Here is a 7152-nt window from a genome sequence, read left to right on the forward strand (position 1 = left end):
AGTGAGTAAAGCGGTAATCACGATAAACGTTTTGCAGCTGGCTAGAAATATCTTTGAGTAATCTTTTACTGAGGGCGAATGCAGGGTATTCACTACTTTCTGAAAGCTCTGCTGTAGAGCCAATAGATACAATATTGCATTTATCGTTAAGTGAACCTAAAGCGTTAAGCTCATTGACTAAATTAAGATACCCAATCGGACCAACATTCATAAACTCAATCAGTTCGTTTGTTGTCAATTCTAAAGACTCTCCCCACATCGACGCCAAATAAACTATGATGTCAAACTCTACACCTTTGAAGCACGTATAATCTGGCTTTTTACCGGGATCAACGTCAATACAAACAGAAGCGACTCCCTCCTCAACTAGCTTTGATCTAGAAATCGCATAAATTTCTGTACCCTGTAAGTTCGTAGCCAAGAACCTTCCTAGACCCTTACTACCTCCAACGATTAAAATCTGCATAACCCTATTCCTTGGTTAAGGTTGTCTTTCATATTGTCCGCCAAACTGTTCATTAGGCATCACTTTAACGTTTCTATTGCCCTACTTAGTTCTATCTTCAATTTCATCGAATGGTTCAACTGAAATACGCTCTGCAATTTCACTCATCTTCTTCATTTTTTCTGGGTTACTAGTTCCCCAAAACCGCTCCCAGTCTTCACGTGTTCGCCACTTGGCAATAGTTAAAACCTTTTCCGGTACATCGTAAGAACGAAGCATAAAACTACCAAGCGCCCCATCTACTGACTCATGAATTGAATCTGTCGTCGAACGCCATATATTTTGAAACTCATCCATTTTTTCACTTGGCACACGCCATTCATACACAACTCTAAACATAACACTTCCATTAAAATTTCTAGATTTAATACGGCAAAGTATCAAGAACACTAAGCCAGGTTAATAGATGAATAAAGCAACATAGTAGAGCGTAGAGCAATCTAAAAAACAAAGCGTAAACGCTCTAAATCACTCCGATTCGATTAGTCATGCACACATTCAAAGATTTCGTATTGCCGTTTAACATTGGCTGTTACTTTTCCCCAATGTGAGGCTTGAACTCTTTCCTGATGTTGTTTAAAAGAGGCTTTGTCGACGAACTCCTCATAGACATCAAAACGAAACGGATTAGTCGAGCTTTGAGTCACAAGAAAAGTAAGGCAGCCCGGCTCTTCTAACGTGAGCCTTTTGTGAGTTATTAACGCATGTTTTACTAATTCTAGATCCTTTTCCGGAACTAAAATAAAGCCTTTCAATGTAACTTTCGACATATCATCCTCCCGCCCCTATCGTGTAGCGTTTCGTTAAGAAGTAGCCAACACGCCCTCAATCTCAACCATCATATCGCAAATGTGAATCTCACCATGAATTGAAATGCCACTTGTTAGGAATCTATTTCTAATGCCCTATCGACTTACGAGCATAAGGTTATCTCAACCCTTTCTTTGCCTTTACCGATGTTCTTGCGTTTTAATTGAATTTGGCCGACTTCTGATGTGCGCTTTAAATGAGTGCCACCGCAAGGTACTTGCGCAAACCCATCCACTCTCCAATACCTTCTTTCACTCTCTTGATCGGAAAAGTCACTAATAATAACTGAATCAGAGTTAATCAAAGCTTGCACATCAGTTTCAATTTCTTTCAATAGCGGGCCAATACTTTCAGACCACTCGAAATCTATGCGACTCTTATTTTCAGAAATATGCGCGCCTATCTTAACAATGCCTTCCCGACGCTGATAAAACATCTCGAGCACCACTTCAGCCGCAAAGTGTAGCTTCATTAAGGCGTATCTACGCTTCCAATCAATATTCGTAGTTACAATGTCACCAAGAGTAAAATTTGGAGAGGATTCCAATGTGTAAATAAGTCGAACACCTAACTTTTGAGCAATCAAAACCGGAATACCATTAATCGTTCCTTTATCACTCTCTTGGCCTCCAGACTCTGCAAAGAAGATAGTCTGGTCCAATTCAACCTTATTTCCGTCTACATTGCTCACTCTTGAGTTAAGTTCTGTTTGGTAGGGATTAACCCAAAATAATTTCTCGCTCATGCTGCTATCCTTGCAGTAAGTCCTATCTTTGATAGTACATTCAGTGACCACCAAGTCAATTCAAGAAACCTCACCGTCAAATGTAAGGCTGTGTATAGAGCACGAGCAGGCTAGACCTATTAGATGCGTTTAAGGCCGGATACTAAACGCTGTCTAGGGGTTTAGCTAACAACCCGTAAATTGCGGAATCTGAGACTACTCCATTCACTTCCCAACGCTGCCTTAGGAAACCTTCCTTTATAAAACCTAACCGTTCCAAGACTTTACCTGAAGAAGTATTGTCTGGATCTATCTCAGCCTCGATTCGACGTAGATTCAGTGTTTTGAATGCGTGTTCGATTAATGCAGTTCCCGCCTCTAATACAATGCCTTTACCCCAGAAATGACGACTAACGCCAAAGCCAATTTCTGCGCGCCTAGACTCTTTCACGTGATTAAACAGCATTATCTTACCCAGAAGTTGGCCATTGCTCTTTAGGAAGATGCCTAGTGTCACTTCTGTATTGCTATTCATGGCCTGTGTACTCTTGGCTATAAATGTCCGCGCTTCTTCAATTGAAACCCAAGGGCCAGAGTTCCAATATTTCATGACCTCATGGTCTGAGAAGATGTCAAACAATTCGCTTGCATCATCTTCAACTAGCTCTCTTAGAATTAATCGTTCCGTTTCAATCTTTGTTACTAACATTTTGGGGTCAGCCTTTTGGTTTGTTATTGGTGACGAAAATCCAATAAAAGTGTGAGACACGTAATACAAATGATTTCGTATGAGACTTTTAAACAAGCTCAACGCGCGACAAAAGCGCCACGTGTAACGACTCTATATTGAAGCAAATTTTAGACATTCAAGTGCGTCAACAAGTAACCGTTGAACGCCTCAAAGCTTGGGGTGAGTTGATCACAAGTCCTAAACTCAGGCTCAAAATAGTCCATATACTTTATTATCACTTAGTGACGATTTCCTTCAGTACTCTGGCTGGGTTGCCACCAACAACGACATTGTCTCTAAAACTCTTTGTAACGACTGCGCCAGAGGCTACCACCACGTTGTTCCCAAGTGTTACGCCAGGGTTGATTACGGCATGGCCACCTATCCAACAATTGTCACCAATGTTTATGGGCTTTGCTAGCTCTAAACCACTGTTCCTCTCGATAGGATCTAAGGGATGAGTCGCAGTATAAATGCCAACTTGAGGCCCAAGTAAACAGTTATCACCAAACTTAACTTCCGCAACATCCAAAATCACACAACCAAAATTAGCGTAAAAATTATCTCCAACGTGAATGTTGGATCCGTAGTCGCAATTGAAAGAAGATTCAACATGAATATCGTCCCCTGTTGTGCCGAACAAGCGCTTAGTTATTTGAACTCGCTTTTGTTTATGCTCAACAGACGTGGCATTCAATTTTTCAGTTAGTAACCTAGCGCTCAACCTTAACTTTAATAACTCTTCATCACTTGGGTCATAAAGCTCACCTGCTAACATTTTCTCTTTTTCTGACATAAAACTTGGACTCCAATACCAATTTTCTTACAACGCTACATTAAGTATGTGAGTAACGCTACCTCCTAAGCGAGGCTGTTCCACCACGAAAACAAAGCCCGACTTGAACCCTAGTCCTCAGCGCTATCAATTTAGTGCACTACCACCACCGTTCTCACTAACTTATCACCGAGACGTTGCCTCTTTTTACCAAGAATGAAAATTGAGTCAATAAAACCGAAGAATGGAGTAATAACATTTCGAAAGAGCGACTGAAAAATATTGCACTTTTTACCCGTTCTTGCACTTATAACTGCAATGCCCAAAAGTTTTTTACCCACACTTTGACCATTTGGTAAACAATCAGAAAAAAGGTAATACGATACAGTCGCAGTTACTGCTGTAGCGCGCACAAGCTCTTTTTCAATACCGATTTCTAAGCCGACCCATAAAACGAGAGTAAAAATGCTAAAACTGACAAAAAGATCAATCATTTGTCCAACACACCTAGCTCCCGGACTAGCCAAAACGTAATTTTCTAGAGTAAATTTTTCTGCATTTTTCATTTTAAAATTTGGACTAACAATTGCTTATTGGTGAACTAACATTATTGAGACAGTAACATCCCCACTAAACCTAATCCATACTTCCGCAGAGCACGGTCGAACCTGATTTTTCTATCTTTTCAATATATTACCACGCTTGTTCTAAAGGCTAGATTGGTAATATTTCAACATCTCTTCTTGATTAAGCGCTTTACTTTCTAACTTTTGTTGATCTTTAAAGATTTGAGCTAATGAAGGGAGAATTGAGCGATTTACTTTATAGTCATCAGACCAAAGTTTCCCTCTCATCACCGCTTTTGCACAATGAAAGTACATACTCTCTATGACTATTTTGATAACAACCTTAGGATCTTTACTTCCATCGGGGCAAGCAGATATCAAGTTGGCGTCGGTGTGAATACTTGCGATTCCTTTAATACGGAGCACTTCATCAATACCATTTACCATCAATAACAACCCTACCTTGGGGTTACTAATGATATTTTTTAGACTATCGATACGATTGTTCCCCGAGCTATCAGGGAGCAACAATGTTGATTCATCTAAAACTTTTACGAAGCCAGGCTCCCCTCCTTTAGGAGAAAGATCGATATACCCTTGTGAATCAGCGGTACTTAGAACTGCAAAATGGCAGTTATTAATTAATGTAATCGCATGAACATCCAGCACAGGCAGAGCTTTATTTTTAGCTCTCGCACTTGGCTCTGCGTAAATTTCTTTTAACTGCTCTATTGTTTTAATTTCACTCATTCAATGTTATTCCTTCACTATCGTATAATGCTTTGCTTGTAAGCAAGCAGTAACTCTGACTTCTTGTATAAGCACTCGACATAACTCATCGTAAAAATACTACGAGTACAAATTATCTCTTTAATACCTTGTTATCTAAAGATTTAAAGTTTTTCACTAAACTCCCCACACTGCTTACACTTATAACCATGCTTGTAAAAAAACAGTGGAAAACCCAGTAAAATAAAAACTAAGAAAGCTGGGCGTTTACCTTTTGTAAATGCAAATAGATCTTTACTACCACATTTAGGGCAAACGTCTTTTTCTTCATCAACGTCAACTTCATTTCCCAATGATTCTGAGAAATCGCTACTAAGTATTTGTTTCGCATCTTCTGCATCACTTTCGTCCACCATCAGACGGACGCCGCCAATTGCATTTGAATAAAGCCACTGAGTATTTACCGTGTGCTCGTCAGCGATGTAACTTTCTATTCCGACACTATCTAGGCTTGCTCTCGCAATATGAGCTTCATGAGGAAAAGAAAACCTTGCTACTACAATCACATATTACTCCTTGTGGGAAAGCGCTCCCGTAAGGTATAAGAAACGCTAATTGGAAATGCCACGTGTAGTATTTCTTTTTGAACAATTTATTAGCCCACTACAGACTAATACATATACCCTAACCAATCTATATGACCAACAGCCCAAGTTTTACCGCTGATAGGTTTAACATATAAATCATCTAGTTGCTCCACAGCGACACCGTAATTTTTATGTTCGTGAACTCGCAACCAAGAACTTAGAGAGTTAAGGCGCATATAACCATTAGCCACATAAAAACGCTCCAAATCGGAGACTAAAATGATGAAGTCGACATCTTTAGTGGACGCATACTCGCTGAGTTGAGACAACATTGTTGTGCCAATACCTTGTCTTTGAACTTTGCTCTCGACACAAAAGTCACTCACACCTAATACTTTATAAATTTCATCACCAACGCGAACAACTCTGTAGTCTAATCCCATGTAACCAACTAACTGATCACCTTCGTAATTCAGAACTCTCATATGCGGGAGTTGCTTATAGTAAGAGCGAGTAACTTGATGTTCAGGAAACGACTGGTTTCTAAGAGCTTCAATTGCATTATGCTGTGCTTTAGATAACTCGATTTCTGGGTAAATATCCATATTTGACCTTTGAGTATTAATGACCTTTTGGAGTTGAGCAACGCAATACCGAACCTTCCGCATACCGATTTAATCACTGAGCTCAACGCACAGTTAAAATGCCACGCGTTGCGAATCACTCTTAAACAGTTTGTTAGCAATTTAACTAAACGAAGCCCCAAAACCATCAAAGGTACATTAAAACTCCCAACCTTTTGTAACCATAAAGTCTAACCATTGAGCAAGGATGTCTTTGGTTACCGTTGTCGGGTGAGAATATCCTTCAACAAACCATGAACGGTTAATAAACCCCTCACTTCTGATCAATGACTCATAGTTTTCGAGAGCATCGTTTAGTTGAATGGCTGATGCTTTATTTGGACATAAGTAACTAAATTCTAGAACTAACTCTGTTTCGTTGATGATTCCGTTACTTATTAATGAACTCCAAGTCTCACTGAGCATGTTCAGTTGACTTTCTAAATTCGATTGATAACCACTCAACTCCAATTTCTCCCTGATTGCTAACGCCCTGTTAAGGTGTGAGCAACGCATTACCGAAGCGAACGCCTACCACCTTAAACACTAAAGTCAACGCATAGCAAAAATGCCACGCGTTGCGAATCCCTCTTGAACAGTTTGTTAGGCAAATTTTACCTTCGCTACTTTCAATATGTACACAATAATAGCGCCCAATAGTGCCCAAGGCATTGCAAACCACCAATAGTATGGTTCCTGACTATCAGCAAGGTAGTAATTAAAAACTATAATTACACTCACAATTGTCGAAATGACATATGCTCCACCTAAAGCCATACAGATATCTGAGTGATGTTTAGAAAGTTCAAATTCACGCAGTTGAAATACGACAATGAAAAACACAAAAGGGCTAAAAAGACAAACTGCAATGTGTAGAAATGAAAGAAGAATTAACCACCCAAGTGTCATATGTTTTCCTTTTATTTGTCTAACGCTCTGTTAAGGGGTGAGGCACGCAATACCGAAGACTCCGCATACCACCTTAAACACTAAAACCAACGCATGGTAAAAATGCCACGCGTGCCGAATCACTCTTGAACAATTTGTTATACGAATTTCTTCAGTGCCAACACTTGCTGTTCAAATAACTCACAATCTGACTT

At 39.7% G+C, this 7152-nt stretch carries 12 protein-coding genes; all 12 read right to left on the bottom strand.

Translation table 11 applies throughout. The annotated features are described in order from the left end of the window. Positions 1–466: hypothetical protein (locus IQR33_RS31195; protein WP_193844308.1), on the bottom strand; the 466-nt coding region annotated here is incomplete at its 3' end. A gap of 81 nt (positions 467–547) precedes the next feature. Then, the gene (locus IQR33_RS31200) at positions 548–844 is read right to left on the bottom strand and encodes an antibiotic biosynthesis monooxygenase family protein (RefSeq protein WP_031781322.1); all 297 of its coding nucleotides are present in this window, start codon (positions 842–844) and stop codon (positions 548–550) included. 143 nt (positions 845–987) lie between these two features. Continuing rightward, positions 988–1275 (bottom strand): putative quinol monooxygenase, encoded by a 288-nt coding sequence (locus IQR33_RS31205; RefSeq protein ID WP_005377083.1) that lies wholly within the window; start codon positions 1273–1275, stop codon positions 988–990. Between the two features lie 143 nt (positions 1276–1418). Continuing rightward, positions 1419–2060, bottom strand: a complete 642-nt coding sequence (locus tag IQR33_RS31210; RefSeq protein ID WP_193837333.1) for an alanine--tRNA ligase-related protein — start codon at positions 2058–2060, stop codon at positions 1419–1421. Positions 2061–2202: 142 nt separating this feature from the next. After that, positions 2203–2748, bottom strand: a complete 546-nt coding sequence (locus IQR33_RS31215) for a GNAT family N-acetyltransferase (protein ID WP_053304370.1) — start codon at positions 2746–2748, stop codon at positions 2203–2205. Between the two features lie 256 nt (positions 2749–3004). Beyond that, entirely contained in the window at positions 3005–3565 is a 561-nt protein-coding gene (locus tag IQR33_RS31220) for a sugar O-acetyltransferase (protein ID WP_005377080.1), read from the bottom strand. 131 nt (positions 3566–3696) lie between these two features. Continuing rightward, positions 3697–4110 carry an RDD family protein gene (locus tag IQR33_RS31225; protein ID WP_054575060.1) on the bottom strand — a complete coding sequence of 138 codons (414 nt, stop codon included), beginning with the start codon at positions 4108–4110 and terminating at the stop codon, positions 3697–3699. Between the two features lie 141 nt (positions 4111–4251). Continuing rightward, positions 4252–4860, bottom strand: coding sequence for a pyridoxamine 5'-phosphate oxidase family protein (locus IQR33_RS31230; RefSeq protein WP_005389306.1), 609 nt, complete (start codon positions 4858–4860; stop codon positions 4252–4254). A gap of 143 nt (positions 4861–5003) precedes the next feature. Next, positions 5004–5405, bottom strand: coding sequence for a DUF2007 domain-containing protein (locus IQR33_RS31235; RefSeq protein ID WP_054579579.1), 402 nt, complete (start codon positions 5403–5405; stop codon positions 5004–5006). A 104-nt stretch (positions 5406–5509) separates the two neighbouring features. Beyond that, on the bottom strand, positions 5510–6031 hold the full coding sequence (locus IQR33_RS31240) for a GNAT family N-acetyltransferase (RefSeq protein ID WP_054575061.1): 522 nt from the start codon (positions 6029–6031) through the stop codon (positions 5510–5512). 177 nt (positions 6032–6208) lie between these two features. Beyond that, positions 6209–6514: a hypothetical protein gene (locus IQR33_RS31250; protein WP_182039454.1), complete on the bottom strand. Its 306-nt coding sequence runs from the start codon at positions 6512–6514 to the stop codon at positions 6209–6211. Positions 6515–6652: 138 nt separating this feature from the next. Continuing rightward, a complete protein-coding gene (locus IQR33_RS31260; protein WP_064368480.1) occupies positions 6653–6958 on the bottom strand; it encodes a hypothetical protein in 306 nt (101 codons plus the stop codon). Positions 6959–7152 lie beyond the last annotated feature (194 nt).

Source organism: Vibrio sp. OPT46, assembly GCF_015163535.1.
In the GTDB taxonomy this organism is placed as follows: domain Bacteria; phylum Pseudomonadota; class Gammaproteobacteria; order Enterobacterales; family Vibrionaceae; genus Vibrio; species Vibrio alginolyticus.

Excerpts from the sequence above, each read along its gene's own strand:
- IQR33_RS31220 (WP_005377080.1), bottom strand. The coding sequence starts at position 3,565 with ATGTCAGAAAAAGAGAAAATGTTAGCAGGTGAGCTTTATGACCCAAGT.
- IQR33_RS31210 (WP_193837333.1), bottom strand. The coding sequence starts at position 2,060 with ATGAGCGAGAAATTATTTTGGGTTAATCCCTACCAAACAGAACTTAAC.
- IQR33_RS31215 (WP_053304370.1), bottom strand. The coding sequence starts at position 2,748 with ATGTTAGTAACAAAGATTGAAACGGAACGATTAATTCTAAGAGAGCTA.
- IQR33_RS31200 (WP_031781322.1), bottom strand. The coding sequence starts at position 844 with ATGTTTAGAGTTGTGTATGAATGGCGTGTGCCAAGTGAAAAAATGGAT.
- IQR33_RS31225 (WP_054575060.1), bottom strand. The coding sequence starts at position 4,110 with ATGAAAAATGCAGAAAAATTTACTCTAGAAAATTACGTTTTGGCTAGT.
- IQR33_RS31240 (WP_054575061.1), bottom strand. The coding sequence starts at position 6,031 with ATGGATATTTACCCAGAAATCGAGTTATCTAAAGCACAGCATAATGCA.
- IQR33_RS31205 (WP_005377083.1), bottom strand. The coding sequence starts at position 1,275 with ATGTCGAAAGTTACATTGAAAGGCTTTATTTTAGTTCCGGAAAAGGAT.
- IQR33_RS31260 (WP_064368480.1), bottom strand. The coding sequence starts at position 6,958 with ATGACACTTGGGTGGTTAATTCTTCTTTCATTTCTACACATTGCAGTT.
- IQR33_RS31230 (WP_005389306.1), bottom strand. The coding sequence starts at position 4,860 with ATGAGTGAAATTAAAACAATAGAGCAGTTAAAAGAAATTTACGCAGAG.